The sequence below is a fragment of the Saccharibacillus endophyticus genome, from assembly GCF_013185185.1.
Taxonomy (GTDB): Bacteria; Bacillota; Bacilli; order Paenibacillales; family Paenibacillaceae; genus Saccharibacillus; species Saccharibacillus endophyticus.
In genome coordinates this window covers 34,818-50,877 of sequence record NZ_JAAZWE010000001.1, presented here as the reverse complement: position 1 = coordinate 50,877, position 16,060 = coordinate 34,818, and the positions used below count along the sequence as shown (strand labels likewise).

Below are 16,060 nucleotides of genomic sequence, written 5' to 3'. Positions count from 1 at the left end.
TATTTTATGCCGGAAGCGGACTTTGAGAGTTACTCTGCCAATTCCGTCCCTTTGGTTTCTTTACCCAGGAAAGCGACAGCAGCGGCCCCGATCAAGATCATGATACAGAACATAGCGAAAATCGCGGTAATCGCCACGCCCTGCGAGATTAGCCAGCCTACCAGGAACGGAGCGATAATCCCGCCGATCCGACCGAACGAAGCCGCAAGGCCTGCGCCCGTGGTTCGGATACTGGTCGGATAATGCTCAGGCGTATACGCGTACAAGCCACCCCAAGCTCCCAGATTGAAGAAGGAGAGACAGATGCCTGCCGCAATCAATGTCGCTGTCGTATCGGCAAGTCCGAACCAGATCGCGCTTGCCGCAGTCAGGACCAAGTAGACGACCAGAACGAACTTGCGTCCGAACTTTTCAATAAAGTAGGCAGCGGTGAAGTAACCCGGTAGCTGCGCCAGCGTCATAATCAGCACGTATTCGAAGCTTTTCGTCAGACTGTAGTCTTTGTAGACCATGACCTGCGGCAGCCACAGGAACATGCCGTAGTAGGAAAACACGACGGTGAACCAGAGAATCCAGAGCATGATCGACGTTTTGCGATATTCGGGTGCCCAAACCTGAGCGAATCGCTTTTTGAGACTGATCTTCTCTGCCTTCACCTTGTTCTTCTGCTGCAAAATAAAACGAGGCGAATCATCGATCTTTCTCCGTAAATAAAGGGCGTAAAAAGCAGGTAATGCGCCCAATGCAAAAGCAATACGCCAGCCGGACTCGAAGTTCGGGATGATGAAATAAGCAATCAGCGCGGCAACGATCCAACCTCCTGCCCAAAAGCTCTCCAGCAGGACGACTGTTCGGCCTCGCTCATTCGCGGGTACCGATTCCGATACGAGCGTGGATGCGACCGGAAGCTCTCCGCCAAGGCCGAATCCTGAAATAAACCGGAGGATACACAGCATCACAAAGCCGGTTGCGACGGCGGACAGTCCGCTCGCCAGCGAGAAAATCAATAGCGTCCAGAGAAGGACCGACTTACGTCCGAAACGGTCTGCGAGAATGCCGGCGCAAGCGGCGCCTATCGCCATGCCGACCGAGTTAATCGCAGTCAAAACGCCCAACTGCTGCGGATTGAGCGACCACTCGATAGCCAGAGCCGCGGCGACGAACGAAATCAACGCCACATCCATTGCATCGAACAACCAACTCATGCCTACGCTTCTGAGCAGGCTTCTTCGTTTTGGCTTGCTGAGTACCTTAACATTTTCCATTCTTCTTCTCCCCATTTCCTCTTGGTGGGCGCGGCCTTCGGGGCAGTATCGTTTCGTGCAGAAACATACCGACTCCGAGACTAGCCAGGGAAAAGAAGGCTGCGACTTTCGGCGACTTCAACCGATTTTCCAAATTTCCGAATAAAAGAAGTTTGTGAATTTTCGCTCAATAATCGCAAAAAGAAGCTTTTCTTTGCCCCGGCGCGCGCCGGGATCTCTTTCGAGTCTGTCTCACAGTCTATCCTTTCCCGCTCGACATGTAAAGATAAATTATGCCCGAACAAAAAACGCTTTCCAATCTCCGAGCAGAGATCGAAAAACGTTTTCGGTTTGATTGCATTCGACACGCGGAGAAAAACTCCGCATGTCGAACCTTTTGCCTGATTAAACTCTACGGCGGACGAGCGAAGAAGCCAGTATAACGCCAGCGCCTGCATACATCGCAGCCTGAACATAATCAGGGTACAAAAACGACCGCACTCCCGCTGCTTCGAACAGAATGACCAGTAGCGCACAACCTGCAATTTTGACTTTTGATGACACGATAAATATCCGCCTCCAGCCATTGCGAACACATAAGCCTCAGACCTCTCTCAATCTCTGATTTCTCATGTGTCGTAGACAAGTTGAATTCTTATAGCATGACTATATAAGAATTTGAATAGCATGTAAATCTCAATTTTTTATTACCCGATTTGTAACCGTTTTATTCTGTGAACAAAAAAACTTCGACAGGGATAATTCCTGCCGAAGTTGCTGATTTTCCGTCATTTTCACTTACGGAATGTATTGCTGCACGATCTTGACGATCACGCCGTCCTTAACGGTAATGTGGTAAGGGAAGGCACTGAGGTCAAGCAATCCGAGCGGGTTATTGTATTGGGCGTCGAACTTATCCAGACTAATCAATTCGTTCCAGTTAATCTCCATGTCTTCGTAGTTGCCCGTGCGGTCGTAAATTTGCATCAGCACTTCTGCATCTGCCGCAACCGGCAGTTTTACTTCAGTGAGGTCATTGTTTACGATGTAATAACCGTCCGGTGCTCCGCCGAGTTCTTCAGCCGCATCCGGGTTGTCCTGCAAGAAGAGCTTGTCCGCCGCTTCTCCCGTGTACCAACCGATGCGATCCGTTTCGACTTGAACTGCGCCTGCTGCATCTTTTTCAACCGAATTGATGAATACCGTATATGTTTGTTCTGCCGAATTCTCTTCGCTTACGCCTGTTGTTTGTTCTACGGGAGCAGCTGCCGCCGGAGTTATCACGTTGGAAACCGGGAAATATCCGAATCCGATCATAAAGGCCAAGATACCTGTACCGATCATGCCGAGTGTTGTTTTTTTCATAGTTGCTCTCCCCTTTCAGAGGTTCCTGTATGTGCAAGTTGTCGGTAAGTCTTATTACCCGAACGCTTGCTTGCGAAAACTTATTTTGTGAATTTCGTTCTTGTTTTCATTATAGGACCTGGTATTAAAAAAAGAGTATCGATTAGATAAAGAAGTTCTTACAATATCGACTTTTTTGTAAGGGGATTCTTGGGAGGGGAGCGGGAAGCAAGAAGACTGCGAGAAAAATTGCCAGCATAGGCTTCCGAAGTGCATTTCTTCGAAATGCTTCACAATTCGCTGTCTCACTTGGAAAACTGGATTGAAATTTTATAGGGAAGTTTTCCAAGTTCAAAGGCGTCTTGACCTGAATTTCTCTCTTCGTCTTCTCGCTTCCAGTTACGGTGGGGTTAGTTGATACTTAAGGGATTTTTAAAGATTGACTATAACTAAACCCTCAATTTTCGCGCAATTTTCATTATGCAGAAGAGCTGTTATATAAAAATTCTTCTTTCTTTCAATCAGACAAGAACACATGTTCTATTTTAAGATATAGAAAGCCCTTTGTCAAAGTAGAAAAGATTTATTTTTTCTTTTTAAGCAAACAAAAAAGAAGCAGAAATTTCTGCTTCTTGCCCTTATCTTTTCAATTACCTACACACAAAAAAGCGACGTAAGCGGAGGGAGAAATTCAGTGAAATACGCCTTTGAACTCGGAAAACTTCCACTAAAATTCTAATCGGTTTTTCCGGGTGAGACAGCGGATTGAACGAATTTCTCCCGCAGCGCCCTCAGTCGTTTTATTTGAACACCTTAACGCGCTCTTCCACGGGTTGGAAAGTTTTCTCGCCGGCAGGTGCAAGCGGGCTGCCGAAAGGCATTTGCGCTCTCAGCTTCCAGCTCGAAGGCAGGTTCCAAGCTTCTTGCACGCCTGCGTCGATCAGGGGGTTATAGTGTTGCAGCGTTGCACCCAGACCTTCGTCGTTAAGCGCCGTCCATACCACCAGCTGCAGCATACCCGAAGATTGGTCGGCCCAAATCGGGAAGTTGTCGGCATACAGAGCGAATTGGTTTTGCAGGTTCTTCACGATATCCTGATCTTCGAAGAACAGGATCGTGCCGTAACCGCTTTTGAACGAGTTGATTTTATCGGTCGTTGCAGCAAACGCTTCTTCGGATGCTGCTACTTTTTTCAGTTCAGCCAAGGTAATGTCCCAGACTTTATCGTGCTGTTCGCCGAATAAAACAACCGCGCGGGAAGTTTGGGAGTTGAACGAAGTCGGGGTGTATTTTACTGCATCTTCCACGATTTCTTGAATTTTCGCTTCGTTTACGGAAACATCTTTGCCGATTCCGTAGATGGAACGTCTGGATTTAAGCGCCTCGAAAAATTCTTTTGCCACGGTAAAATCCTCCTCGTCGATTCACGAAAGTATTTTAAATAACTTTTCGTAATAAACTATATATCAGTTCAGTTAGAGAGTCAACACTTTCATTCCGAGTTTGGCGCTGGGTTAATCGAACGTTCTGTGAGCAAATCCATGTTCCAATCCAGACGTTTCCACAGGCTGTTGGATTCGGTTAGCAGCTTCGACACGCAATCGATATAAGGTTTCGCCGCTTCCGCAGAAGGTTGATTGGTCCATATTTGCCGCCCAGCCAGGTAGGCCACGGCAAATTCGGTCCAGTCGCGATAGAGTTGTTGCGCACGATGGGCAGCCGCAGTCGCCAATTCAAGCGAGCGATCCGCGTCCATCCATCCTGCGGAGTGTGCCGTTCGGCAAATAAAAACGTACTGACCCAAATCCCAGGCCGTAATTCCCGCCGGAGGAAGCTTGCCGCTGTACATCTGCACGAGGCGAGCATGGTTGAATAGAGCCGCATTGCCGTTTAAACGTTCAAAATACGTCTCCCGATCGCGAAAAGACAACGTACCGAGAAACGATTCGGTTTTGCGATAAGAGGCTTGCCCGCCTTCTTCCCATAACCAGTTCAGATGCTTTTCCAATGACTCTTCGTCCTTTACCGACCATGTATGCGCCAATAATTTGCGAAGATCGTCTTTCCGCGAAGCCGGCCAGGCAAAGCCGGTTTCCTCCAACAGTCCGTTCATCCGAAACAACACGGCTCCGATCGCGAATATGCGCAGGGTTCGTTGATCGGTATCGCGTATACGCAGCGTCTCCATAGGCTCCCGCTCCTTCCTTAAAATCCGTGAATGTCAGGTAGCCGCTCTCCCTCAGGCTCGGGCAGAACCGGGCGAGCCTCGACTTCGGGCAGTTCAGCTTCGCGGCTGCGGCGCAGCAATTTCCATTTGCGGGTAGAATGCCTTTCCAGCGCTTGCCCGATCTCGACCAACATAGGCCGCGCAGCATCGGCGGCAAGAGCTTGAGAAGCAAGCGCTTCCGCTTGATCATACCGGCCAAGCGCAGCCAGGCAGCGAACCAAATACTCCTCGGACTCGCGTTCAAGCCCCACCTTGCAAGCCGCTTCCAAAAATTCGATAGCCTGCTCATACTGCTCCATCCTGAATAGAATGTAGCCTCCGTAGAACAAGACCAACGGGTCTTGCTCCTTCGGATCGATCTGTTCGGTATAGCGCACGATCGCCGTCTCCGCCTCTTTCCAGCGTCCGGCCTCGATCAGAAGGCGGATGCGCTGCAGATGCGCCCAGCCTCGATGCGGATGCCGCTCCGCAAGCAACGCCAATTCCATTTCCGCCTCTTCTGCCCGATCGAGCCGAAGCAGCATCTCGGCAACCAGCCGCAGCGGCAGATATTCCGTCGGCGCCAACAAAGCTGCGCTCCGGTAACGCTCCAGCGCTTCGGCCGCCTGATCGGATGCCCTATACAAATCTCCTTCAACGATGCGCCCGTAATAGTCGTTCGGTCGCTCGCGATTATACCGATCTGCCAGTTCCGCCGCCAACTTGAAATCGCCTGCCCGAAAATGCGCCTCCGCCATCAGCAACAGAATCGCCTCCGGGAAGCCGCGTCCCATAGCCTCTCCGAAATACTCCACCGCATGCGCATAATCGCCGATTCGCAAAAAGCAGTAACCGGCGCGGAACCAAGCTTCGGTCAATCCGCGATCATATTGGATCACGCGAAGATAATCCAGCAGCGCTTCCGGATAACGACGCAGGGAATAGAAGCAATCGCCGCGTGCCGAATGATAGTACCAATGCGAGGACAGCTCAAGCGCATGATTGAGCAACTGAAGCGCTTCTTCGTAACGTCCTTCCATGCGGAGCGACTCGCCGAAGCGGTATAAAGCTTCCGGGTCGGACGGCTGGAACAGCAGCACGCGCTTCAAATCATCGCGCGCCTCTTCGAATCGCTCCAGCGCTATTCGAATCAGGCCGCGCAGTTTCAACACATCGGACTGCTTCAGCGGTTCGGACTCCGTCTGACTCACCGCACGGTCGAGCCGCTCTTCACTCTCTGCATATCGCTCCAGTTTCCCCAGCGCCTTGCCCAGCAGAAAATTCAGCTCGGCGCTTAACGGTTGTCCTTGCTCCGTTTCAAGAAGCAGTGCCACGCATTCGGCTTCCCGTCCGGTATCCAGATATAACTCGGCCAGCGTTCTTGTACCCGCCAGGGCATCGCCTTCACCTTCAGTCAGTTCATTGGCCAATTTGTCATTGAGAACAAGCAGACGGATCTGGGCATCCAGATCTTCCGGGTAACGCGCGCAGAGATCCTCGTATACCCTTTTGGCTTCCCACGGCTGACCCAGTGCTTCTTTACAGGCCGCTATTCCGCTCAGGGCATGAATACTTCCGGGCAGAAGCTCCAACAACTCTTGATAGTCTGCCAGCGCAAGCTCGGGGTTCTCGCGCCGAAGCAACGCATCGGCCCGCATCAGTCGCGCTTCCGGCTCGTCCGGTTCGTCTTTCAGCCACTGTTCCAGCACCTGAAGCGCCGCATCCGGCTGATTTTTTCGCATATAAAACAAAGCAATCAGACGAAGGCAGTCCGGTTCCCGGTTATTGAGCAGCGCCGCTCCTTTAAGCGCCTTCTCGGCCAAGTCCAAATCATTCACGACAAGCGCATAATGCGCCTGTTCGCGAAACCGCAAAAAAGCATCGTAATCGTAAGGCTCATCCGTCCATAAGCGGTCATAGCGCAGCTCCCAGAAGCTGGAGAAGCGTTCCATGAACAGCGTGGTCTCCGCCTTGTCATAGTCTTCGTAAAGCCTGCGCTCTCTCACTGTCCACTCGAAATGCCCGTCCAGCAGATTCAACACCTTCTTGGGCAAAAAAGAATGCTTAAGCAAAAAGCCAAACAATTCGTCTCCGATGCGTTCGCGAATCTCGATTGGCCAGAACAGCTCATCGTCAAGCAAAGCCTGCCATTCATCGGGGTCGATCCGTCTGGAAATATCCGCATATAACTCCTCGCAGCGACGCAAAAAGATAGTGATCGGCGACTCGTCTCCCGGTCTGGCCGCACTGGGCTCAAGGCTTCTCAACTGTTCAAGCTCGCTGGCGCTCAGTCGGGCTCGGATATCCCGCTCGGCAAGCTCTTTGGCTTCTTCGAGTGCCGATTCGTACGCTCTCCGGATCTGTTGGAAGTTTTCCGGATCTTCCTCCGGATGACATTCCTTCAAACGACGAGCATAGGCCCGCTTGATCGTCTTCAATTCCGACGTCGGTTCAATTCCTAGCGTAGCCCAAATGTTCATGTCAGTCCTCCGGCTGTTTTTCAGCCAATTCCAGCAGTTCTTTTAACATGCCTGCTTCCTTGCGTATTTCCCGTTCGTCCTGCCGCCCGAGCGCCGTCTCGAATCGTCTGAGCGCTCCGGCGATTTGCGTTCGCGCGCTGCCGAGCGTTTCTTCATAGATCCGATCGCCCCGAGCCAACAACAGGCGGTTTTCCGCTTTGTCGCGAGGATGAATTTTAATCGCTTCCAGCTCGCGGAACCGTTTCTCGACTTCCTCCAGCGACATCCCGCTCACATCTTCGCGAATCAGCAGCCGATGCGTCTCGTTCGTGGACAGCGTCGTCGCTTCCACTTCCAGAATTCCGTTGATATCGTACGTGAACCGAAGATCGACGGCTTCGTTTCCGGCACGGTTTGCAGGAACGGGAATCTCCAACTGTCCCAATTTGATATTGTTGCGCGTCAGGCGGTTTTCGCCTTGGTAGATTTCAATGCGAATCGCCTTCTGATCATCGCTGACGGTATAGAATCGTTCGACGCGGCTGGCCGGAATGACGGTATGACGCTCAATGATCGGGAAAAAGTGTCCGTTATCGTAGCCGCCGTCCCCGTTTTTCACCGTCACCATCGTGCCCAACGTATACGGACAGACATCGGTCAGCACGACTTCCTTAAGCTCCTCGCGGCGCTCTTTCATCGCAGCCACGATTCCGGCCCCGATCGCGATCGTTTCGTCCGGATGGATGCGCGCTGCCGGAAGACGACCGAACAATCGTGCCGCAAACGAGTAAATCAGCGGCATCCGCGTAGCTCCTCCGACCAGAATGATCTCGTTCAGTTCTTTCGGACTGAGCGACGCATCCTTCAGTGCCCGTTCTACCGGATTGCGCAGACGGTTAAGCAGCGGCTTGGACATATGATCGAACAATCCCCGGTCTATGGTCCACTCATGGGTCTCTCCGTCAACCGTGCAGGCAAGCTTCGCATCCTGCTGCATGGTCAACATGCGCTTCCCCTGCTCGGCCTGCTTGCGCAGCGCCGCCATCGTGCGATTGTCGAGCGAATCCCGTTCCAGGCCGAACCGCTCCAAAAAACGGCCGATCAGCATATCCGTAAAGTCTTCGCCGCCGAGAAACGCATCCCCGGCTACCGACTTCACTTCCATAATGCCTTCGAACATATCAAGGATCGATACGTCGAACGTCCCTCCTCCAAGATCGAAGACGAGGAATTGACTTTCTTCCTGTTCAAAATGCAGACCGTATGCCACGGCAGCAGCCGTAGGTTCATTGATCAGACGCTCCACGCGCAGCCCGGCAAGCTCTCCCGCCCGTTTGGTCGCTTTGCGTTGAATATCGTTGAAGTAAGCCGGAACGCTGATGACCGCTTCTTCTATGGACTCGCCGAGGAACGCCTCCGCATCCTGCTTCAGTGAGCGAAGTACGAACGCAGACAGGTCCTCCGGCGAAAATTCGTATTCTCCCAGCTTGTAACGCCGGTCTGTACCTATGTATCGCTTAAAAAGCGCAGCCGTTCGCTCAGGATGCGTAATCAGACGCTCGTTGGCGATCTCTCCGACTAAAATCTGACCGTTATCGTCTACCCCGACAACCGAAGGCGTCAGCACGTTTCCGAGCGCATTCGGAATCAACGTGCTGCCCTCTTCTGTCCGATAGGATGCCAAGCTGTGAGTCGTTCCCAAATCGATCCCGATAATCGGCACTACGTTCACCTCGCTCTTCGGTTTGGTATTGCTAGCTCTATTTATTCCTCATTATACCCCACAGCCCTTTTAATTCCATAAAACTTAAAAGGGAAAGCCTCTATGCGATCAGAAGGCTTTCCCAAAATCGGTGGCTGCTTTGTTGTACGTCGTAGGATGTGTAAGATCAAGAATCCGATTTTTGTAAAAACCGATTGATCGGCGGGTCGGCCTCTTTCGCGAGGAACCGTATGCCCGCCCATATCAAGCAATTCGAATTTTAAGAATTTTGAGCCAAGCGAACCAACAGATGCGCCAGCTTATGGCGTTGATCCTGGTCGCCGACCTTCCAAAGCTCCTGAAGCAGCTTTTCCTCGCTGTTGCGCGGCTCTTCGTTGGCTGCCAGATAACCGGCTACTTTTTCGGCCACTTTAGCCAATTGCTCTTCGCCCAGCCCGATGCTTTCTCCGATTTTGATCCGGTTATGCAGGTATTTTTTGAACTCTTCGAAATCCTGCAGGATCTTGTCTTTTTTGTCGTCGCTGATGCGATCGATGGTTTGTTCGACCTTGTCCGTCTGCAATTCCCCGTCTTTCGTTACCGCATGCTGTTGTTCTTTGATGTTGTCGCTCATGGTTAGTTCTCCTCTCGGTTGTGGGTTTCTTTAAGCGGATCTAACGGCATTTTTTCAAAGCTACAAGCACCTGCTGCACTATTATTAACCCGTCAGCCAAATATGAACCCTAACGTTTTAGCTTTTATGAATTTTGCGCAATTTCTTGTGTATCCAAATAGCTGCTTGCGTCCCTTCTCCCATGGCGATGGTGGAGAGTTCGGAATGCAGCCCGATATCCCCGGCGACCCATACGCCTTCGACGTCCGTCATTTTGGTTCGGGAATCGGTTTTAATATGACGGTTGCTTTCCAACGTGACGCCGAGCTGCTCGGCAAGTTCCGTCCGGACATGGTTACCGCCGAAAGCGATAAATCCGCGTTCCGCTTCGATGACCGTTCCGTCTTGCAGCACTACCGATTGAATATCGCGCTGATCGTCGGAACGCACTTCCGCTACCGGTTGTTCGATATAAGTCACGCCGATCTTTTGCAAATGGTCGATCAGGCGCTGTTCGATCGGCTTCTGCTCGTGATTGATATACGTGACGTGAGGCGTTCGTTCGGCAAGCAGCACCGCCATGCCCGATCCGTGTTCGCCCGATCCGATCAATACCGTTTTCCGATCCACGATCTCGTAACCGTCGCAATCCGGACAAATGTAAATGCTATATCCCAACGCATGGCGCAATCCTTGGATTTCGGGATAACGGTCCAGCATGCCGGTCGCGATCAATACCGTATGCGCGGTAAACCGATTACCGTCGCCGGTCGTCAGAACAAATCGTTCGCCGTCGCGCGCGGCTTCGGTCACGGTTCCTTCCAAAAATTCGATGCCGAGCCCTTGCGCCTGCTCCCTGCCTACTTTGCGCAAATGTTCGCCGGTCACTCCTTCGGGCCAACCGATAATATTATGATAGGTATGGCACACGGAGGAGCGTCCGTGACCGGAATCGATCACCAGCACGTTATGCCCGCTGTAGCGTCCCAATTGAATCGCAGCTTGAGTACCGGCAATTCCTCCTCCGATAATGATGCAATCGTATACCATAATAAAGAAAGCTCCTCTCCGATTATGCAGGTTCAGGCGCCGAACGTTTTGCTGCCCGTCGTATGTTCCCGCTTGCTTTTGTAAAGTCAGTTTCAAAATTATATAAACCAAAACGACGTTTTTGAACGTTCATTTGACATGTGCGTCGGTTCTCCATACAATTTGTGTAGTTGAACTTTCATATTTCAGCATTTGCATAATATATGAATTTCCGGCCCGAAATCGCGCATAAGACCTACATATTGAAAGGGGTCGTTTCCTTATATCTAATCGAATACGAAGGCCCCGGAACGTTTCTCGCATCGCGACAAACGGGGGCAGCTTTATTTTTATTTTTCTGCTGACTCTTGTTCTGTGCCTATCGCCTGCCATCTTGAAAGATGCGGACCCGATCGATCTGGACGAAGCATTGGATAATCTCAATAGCGCGGATACCGGAGTAGGGCTGCTGCCTTCAGGCTTATCCTCGATGTTGTGGACGCCAGGCGGAATTCCGCTGGAATCCGATCCTGCACCGCCCTATAATCCCTTTTTCCCGCTGCATGCAACAGAACTGCTGATCGGGTGGGCCGTCCTGCTGCATTTGAAAAGAATGCTGCTGCGACCGCTCAAATTTCTCTCCAATTACGTGCATGAGCACCGCTTTTCCTTATTTGCTTGAAAAGCGTTTCATACACGAAGGGAGAAATTCGTTCACATGGGAGTTACCATAGCCGTTAATCTTACGCTGGTTGCGCTGCTGATTGCGGCAACCGCTTATTTCGTCATTACCGAATTTGCCATCATTCGAGTCCGGGGAAGCCGGATTGACCAGTTGATCATGGAAGGCAATAAACGGGCCGTTAACGCCAAAAAGGTCATTACCAATCTCGACGGATCGTTATCCGCCTGCCAATTGGGCATCACGATTACGGCCCTCGGCCTCGGATCGCTCGGCGAGCCGACTATGGAGCTGTTGCTTCATCCGGTGTTCGAGGCCGTTCCGGCGATTCCCGAAGCGGTTGCCTCGCTGTTGTCTTATGTGTTGGCATTCGCGATTATCACCTATCTGCACGTCGTAGTCGGTGAACTGTTCCCTAAAACGGTGGCGATCCAAAAATCCGAAGCCGTAACATTGGCAGTATCGGGTTCGCTGCTTATCTTCTACAAAGTGATGTATCCGTTTATCTGGCTGCTGAACGGCTCTGCCAACCAAATCGGTCGCCTGATCGGCATGAAACCGGCCAGCGAACACGGCGAAGCCTTTTCCGAAGAAGAACTTCGCCTGATTCTGAATGAAAGCTACGAAGGCGGCAAAATCAATCAAAGCGAACTGGGCTACGTTAACCGAATCTTTGCCTTCGACGAAATGCTGGCTAATGAAATCATGGTGCCGCGTACCGATATGGCCTGCCTGTATCTGGACAAGTCTCGCGAAGAAAACCGGCGCATCATTTTGCAAGAACAATACACCCGCTTCCCGGTAGCCGATTCCAGCAAAGACCATATCGTCGGCATGATCAACACCAAGCAATATTTCCTGGCATTGGAAGAGAACCCGGATTTGGACGTTGCAGAGCTCGTACACCCGGTTATGTCCGTATCCGAGAGCATGGCGGTCAAAGATCTGCTCAAAAAGATGCAAAAAGAAAACACGCACCTCGCCGTGCTGGTCGATGAATACGGCGGCACGTCCGGCATGGTCACCATCGAAGACATTTTGGAAGAAATCGTAGGCGACATCCGCGACGAGTTCGACGAAGCCGAAGAAGCGGAACTCGTCCAATTATCGGATGACGACCTCGTCGTCGACGGCAAAGTCTTTATCCACCGCATCAACGAAATCCTGATGACCGACCTCGACGACGAAGAACTCAATACAATCGGCGGCTGGTTATACGGCCAAAAACCGGATCTTACCGTCGGCCAAAAATGGCAGTACGAAAACCTCGAATTCACCGTACTCCGCCGCGGCCCCCGTCGCTATCGTAAACTTGAAATCGTCCGCCACCCCGTCGAAGCCGACGAAAACCTCGAGCGCAACGCGCTGAACGAAGAAGTTTGATCGTCTTGGCACGGTAATCTTTGTTCTTTTGATGTTCCGCTTTTCGAACTTCTACCCACATAACCCGCAAAAAGCCTTCCGGTTTTCCGGAAGGCTTTTATTTCGAGTGAGTCCTGTTCGTAAAACTGCGCAGTAGCGGAGGAAGAAATTCAGTGAAAAACGCCTTTGAACTCGGGAAACTTCCATTAAAATTCCATTACGGTTTCCCGAGTGAGACAGCGTTTTGTAAAACATTTCGAAGAAATGCACTTCGGAAGCATATGCTTGTAATTTCTTCCGCAGCGCCTCCGTTTTACAAACATGACCTTAAACGAGAAAGCAAAGTTTCCGGCTTCCCCGGCAGGTTTTTTCCTATCCGTCAAAAACCGCTGTTATATTTATCGTCGCTCGAAGAACGCTGCTTGGTCGCATCCTTGTCCTTCTCCTCCTGCTGCTCCAATCGAATATCCTCGATCGGCAGCGAATCGACGTTTTGTTCCTCTTCGTGCATATCGAACAAGCTCTCGTTTTCGGTCGGGTATTGTTCGGGATGGTCGAGTGCTCCTTCACGATTCTTGTCTTCTTGATTCTGTTCGTGCTGTTTCTTTTCGTCGCGTTTGGCATCCATCGTTTAAGCACCTCCTGTAGTCGGCTTCTCCTCCCTTTTACCCGTAATGAAGAACGATCTAACGCCGGACTTGCGCAATCGGCAGCAAAAAGAAAAAAGCAGGCTCTGCGGAAGCATGTCCGTGCAGGCCTGCCTCGTCCTTAATCAATCGAATTTTTTTCTTCTTACGATCTGTTTTTCAACGATGCTGCGCGTATACGTTAGCCGGAACGGCCGAACGAATATCTGCAAGCTCCGCACTGCTCAACGGCGAACGTGATGCTGATGCCGCATTGGCGCTGAGCTGCTCCGACGTGCTTGCACCGGCCAGGACGCAAGCGACTGCCGGGTTGGCCAATGGATAACGCAGCGCGGTTTCCGTCAATGGGCGATCTGCCGCCTTCTTGATGCCGCTGCGAAAATCCCGTAATTCCGTTTCCGTATAGCCCAGATAACCTTTTGCAAGTTTACCTTCGCATTCTTCCGCCAGCATGCCGCTTGCGACAGGGCCGCGGGCGATCAGACCTATGCCGTTTGCTTCGAGCAGCGGAAGAATCCCTTCCTCCGGCCTGCGATCCAAAATACTGTATTGGCTCATGACGCTTGCGATATTCGAGCGCGATACATATTCCCGGACGACATTCGGACGAATCGATGAAATGCCGTAATAACGGATCACGCCTTCGCGTTTCAACTGCTCGAAAGCTTCGATCGTCTCTTCGATCGGGTCGTCGAGCGTCCCGCCGTGCAGTTGGTAAAGATCGATATAATCCGTTCCCAACCGACGCAGACTGTCTTTCACCGCAGACAGAATATAGCCTTTCGAAGCATCCCAGGCCCAACCTTCCTGCCCCGGCACGCGGCGGTTTCCGACTTTGGTTGCCAAGACGACTTCGCTCCGGCGGCTCCGGATCGCTTTTCCGACCAATTCTTCGTTGCGCCCCGCATCGTACAAGTCTGCCGTATCCAGCAAATTGATTCCAAGATCGAGGGCTTCATGCAGCAAACGGATCGCCTTATTCTCCTCCGTGCCTATCGACATACAGCCAAAACCAATCTCGCTCACGAGAAGCTCCGAGCGGCCAAGCTTGTTTTTTTTCATATCGGGTGCTCCCTTCCTTCATTTAAAAACTTTCGTCTTCGGCTTAAGCGACCACACCGCCTCGAACCTTTTGCGTCCCGTTTCCGTTTCTCCAAAAACAAACCATTCGCTTCCTTGCTGCCCGCAGCGAAGTTGAATGTTGTCTCCCAGTGCAGCTTCCTGATTGTAGGTGATCCGAAACGCGGCCAGATCAAAATTTCGCAATTGCTCCGGGTTCATCAGATCGGTGCATAGATCGGCATAACGAGCATTATTCATATGACCGTAGCAGTCTACTGCACTATAAGGTACCGTGTAGGTCATAGGCTCCGACCACTCTATTCCTTTATCGGGCATAGATGCCTTTTCCGGCGGTCCGGATAAAGAAGGGCGGCTGCTGACCGGTAATGGAAACGGAAACGCGGACGGACGCAATATGCGGCGTTTATGGATATCGACCAGCGTCCAGGCTGTAGAAGCCCGCATGACTTCAAGATCGTCTGTCCCAAAAAGTCGATAATCGCGTGTCCATAATACCCCGGACGCTCCGCTACTCCACGTCTCCAATGTCAAAGTCTCTCCGAGCCGGGGCATCCTTTCCAACTTCACTTGAGTCGTCATCAGCACCCAGGCCAACCCGCGCTCAAGCAGGCGGGCCACGGGAACGCCGGCATTCTCCAGATGGCGGTCGGCCGCGTTTTGCATCGCCGCCAGGGTCGCGGACGGACGAATGCGTCCGGCAAAGTCCGATTCCGTCACCGTAGCGACGAAAGGTTCGGTCCATACGTCCTGCACGCGCTTCATCTCCTTTCGGACAAAGAAAAGTTCTTCGCCTTCCATCCTTCATTATATCTTCGTATCGGGCAATCTCCAAAATTGAACCTGGCGCGTTTCTGCCAAGCTAACAAGCTAATAAAAAGGCTTCGCGTCTCCAATGAGACGCAAAGCCGATCAAAGTCCAAACCCATAACTTCCGGAAAAGGATCGCGTGTGTAAATTCGCTTTGGCACCTTGTCAACGCTAAAAGTAAGGTTACGCCCGAATGAAACGCACCTGAAGCGTGTGCCTTTCATTCGAACGTAATCCCCTGATTAAGAGTTGACAAGGTTAGTTAAAGCCGTTTACACGTTCCAACAAGCAATCAGTCCTCTGCCCCGTCAATCCAAGCCGTTTTCGTCTCGAAAGATTCGCGCTTGCCTTCGCCCGGTTCGCGTGCCGGATAACCGAGGTACACGAAGCCGAGCATTTGCCCGTTCGCTCCGAGACCGAAGCGCTCCGCCATCACCGGGTGATAGCATGAACTCCCGCTTCTCCATACTGCGCCCAGACCCAGAGCATGAGCTTCAAGCAGCATGTTTTGAATCGCCGCCGCTACCGAAAGGGTCTCCTCCAACGGAATGATATTCGGTTCGTCGACAGGCTCGCAGCCTACCGCGATGATCACGGGAGCGCGCGAGACTTTTTTCTGCGCCGAAGCCAGCAGCTCCTCGCGCTCTTCCGCGGACGGACTTGTGCCCTTCTCCGCCGCTTCCGTATCGACCAATGCGGATGCAAGACGGGATCGGCCTTCTCCTTGCAAAACAAAGAATCGCCACGGCTGCGTTTTGCGGTGAGTCGGCGCCCACGTTCCCGCTTCCAAAATACGCTCGATCAACTCGCGCGGCACGCTTTCATCCTTGACCGCCCCGACGCTGCGCCGGGTGCGGATCGCTTCTGACAGTTCCATTGCGA

The 16,060-nt window shown here is 51.9% G+C and carries 15 protein-coding genes; 2 read left to right on the top strand and 13 right to left on the bottom strand.

The window, feature by feature from the left end:
- Positions 1-29 precede the first annotated feature (29 nt).
- The 9 genes from HRQ63_RS00225 to HRQ63_RS00185 form a co-directional block, all read right to left on the bottom strand.
- On the bottom strand, positions 30-1,265 hold the full coding sequence (locus HRQ63_RS00225) for an MFS transporter (protein ID WP_172237368.1): 1,236 nt from the start codon (positions 1,263-1,265) through the stop codon (positions 30-32).
- Positions 1,266-1,345: 80 nt separating this feature from the next.
- Positions 1,346-1,702, bottom strand: a complete 357-nt coding sequence (locus tag HRQ63_RS00220) for a hypothetical protein (protein ID WP_172237365.1) — start codon at positions 1,700-1,702, stop codon at positions 1,346-1,348.
- Positions 1,703-2,042: 340 nt separating this feature from the next.
- Positions 2,043-2,609: a hypothetical protein gene (locus HRQ63_RS00215; RefSeq protein ID WP_172237362.1), complete on the bottom strand. Its 567-nt coding sequence runs from the start codon at positions 2,607-2,609 to the stop codon at positions 2,043-2,045.
- A gap of 779 nt (positions 2,610-3,388) precedes the next feature.
- Complete coding sequence (locus tag HRQ63_RS00210) at positions 3,389-3,991, bottom strand: nitroreductase family protein (protein WP_172237359.1); 603 nt, start codon at positions 3,989-3,991, stop codon at positions 3,389-3,391.
- A gap of 89 nt (positions 3,992-4,080) precedes the next feature.
- Positions 4,081-4,776: a DUF1266 domain-containing protein gene (locus tag HRQ63_RS00205; RefSeq protein ID WP_172237356.1), complete on the bottom strand. Its 696-nt coding sequence runs from the start codon at positions 4,774-4,776 to the stop codon at positions 4,081-4,083.
- A gap of 17 nt (positions 4,777-4,793) precedes the next feature.
- A complete protein-coding gene (locus HRQ63_RS00200) occupies positions 4,794-7,274 on the bottom strand; it encodes a tetratricopeptide repeat protein (RefSeq protein WP_172237353.1) in 2,481 nt (826 codons plus the stop codon).
- A gap of 1 nt (position 7,275) precedes the next feature.
- The gene (locus HRQ63_RS00195) at positions 7,276-8,976 is read right to left on the bottom strand and encodes a molecular chaperone HscC (RefSeq protein ID WP_172237348.1); all 1,701 of its coding nucleotides are present in this window, start codon (positions 8,974-8,976) and stop codon (positions 7,276-7,278) included.
- 259 nt (positions 8,977-9,235) lie between these two features.
- Positions 9,236-9,589 carry a DUF3243 domain-containing protein gene (locus HRQ63_RS00190; protein WP_216673811.1) on the bottom strand — a complete coding sequence of 118 codons (354 nt, stop codon included), beginning with the start codon at positions 9,587-9,589 and terminating at the stop codon, positions 9,236-9,238.
- 117 nt (positions 9,590-9,706) lie between these two features.
- Positions 9,707-10,618, bottom strand: a complete 912-nt coding sequence (locus HRQ63_RS00185) for an NAD(P)/FAD-dependent oxidoreductase (RefSeq protein WP_172237345.1) — start codon at positions 10,616-10,618, stop codon at positions 9,707-9,709.
- Between the two features lie 373 nt (positions 10,619-10,991).
- On the opposite strand from HRQ63_RS00185, the gene HRQ63_RS00180 reads away from it, so the two are divergent.
- On the top strand, positions 10,992-11,279 hold the full coding sequence (locus HRQ63_RS00180) for a hypothetical protein (protein WP_172237342.1): 288 nt from the start codon (positions 10,992-10,994) through the stop codon (positions 11,277-11,279).
- Between the two features lie 36 nt (positions 11,280-11,315).
- Positions 11,316-12,662 carry a hemolysin family protein gene (locus HRQ63_RS00175; RefSeq protein WP_172237339.1) on the top strand — a complete coding sequence of 449 codons (1,347 nt, stop codon included), beginning with the start codon at positions 11,316-11,318 and terminating at the stop codon, positions 12,660-12,662.
- A gap of 358 nt (positions 12,663-13,020) precedes the next feature.
- Here HRQ63_RS00175 and HRQ63_RS00170 read toward each other — a convergent pair whose 3' ends face one another.
- From HRQ63_RS00170 to HRQ63_RS00155, 4 genes are all read right to left on the bottom strand, one after another.
- On the bottom strand, positions 13,021-13,269 hold the full coding sequence (locus HRQ63_RS00170; protein WP_172237336.1) for a hypothetical protein: 249 nt from the start codon (positions 13,267-13,269) through the stop codon (positions 13,021-13,023).
- Between the two features lie 178 nt (positions 13,270-13,447).
- Complete coding sequence (locus HRQ63_RS00165; protein WP_172237333.1) at positions 13,448-14,350, bottom strand: aldo/keto reductase; 903 nt, start codon at positions 14,348-14,350, stop codon at positions 13,448-13,450.
- An 18-nt stretch (positions 14,351-14,368) separates the two neighbouring features.
- Positions 14,369-15,124, bottom strand: a complete 756-nt coding sequence (locus tag HRQ63_RS00160) for an acyl-[acyl-carrier-protein] thioesterase (RefSeq protein WP_172237330.1) — start codon at positions 15,122-15,124, stop codon at positions 14,369-14,371.
- Between the two features lie 346 nt (positions 15,125-15,470).
- Positions 15,471-16,055, bottom strand: coding sequence for a nitroreductase family protein (locus tag HRQ63_RS00155; RefSeq protein ID WP_172237327.1), 585 nt, complete (start codon positions 16,053-16,055; stop codon positions 15,471-15,473).
- Positions 16,056-16,060 lie beyond the last annotated feature (5 nt).